Origin of the sequence: Janthinobacterium agaricidamnosum NBRC 102515 = DSM 9628 (genome assembly GCF_000723165.1) — a bacterium.
GTDB lineage: Bacteria > Pseudomonadota > Gammaproteobacteria > Burkholderiales > Burkholderiaceae_D > Janthinobacterium > Janthinobacterium agaricidamnosum.
On the sequence record NZ_HG322949.1, the window covers coordinates 5896861 to 5897323 of the forward strand.

The following is a 463-nucleotide window of genomic DNA, read 5'->3' on the forward strand; positions in this document are numbered from 1 at the left end:
GCGTTGTTTCTGTTCTTCGTTGGCGTAGCGCACCAGCACTTCCATGTTGCCGGTGTCGGGGGCGGAGCAGTTGAACGGCTCCGGGCCCAACAGCGAACGGCCCATGATTTCAGCCAGCGGCGCGTATTCAAGGTTGGTCAGGCCGGCGCCCAGCTCGGATTCCGGCAGGAACAGGTTCCACAGGCCTTCGGCTTTAGCCTTGGCCTTCAGCTCTTCCATGATTGCGGTGGGCTGCCAGCGGTCGCCTTCGCTGACCTGGCGTTCGAACACCGGCTCGGCCGGGTAAACGTAAGCGTCCATGAACGCAGTGACGCGTTCACGCAGTTCCTGAACCTTGGGCGAATAGGCGAAATCCATGAGCAGCTCCCTTCTTTGAGAGGTTGTTTAGGTCATGCAATCGATGCTAGAACAGCGTTGATAATTTACCTAGCCTATTCTCGGCGTGTATTAACATTCATCACCG

General features: G+C 57.5%; 1 pseudogene. It reads right to left on the reverse strand.

Annotation, left to right across the window (positions count from 1 at the left end):
• Nucleotides 1-357 (reverse strand): annotated as a pseudogene (locus tag GJA_RS25570) (acyl-CoA dehydrogenase family protein); the annotation flags it as partial.
• Between the last annotated feature and the right edge of the window lie 106 nt (nucleotides 358-463).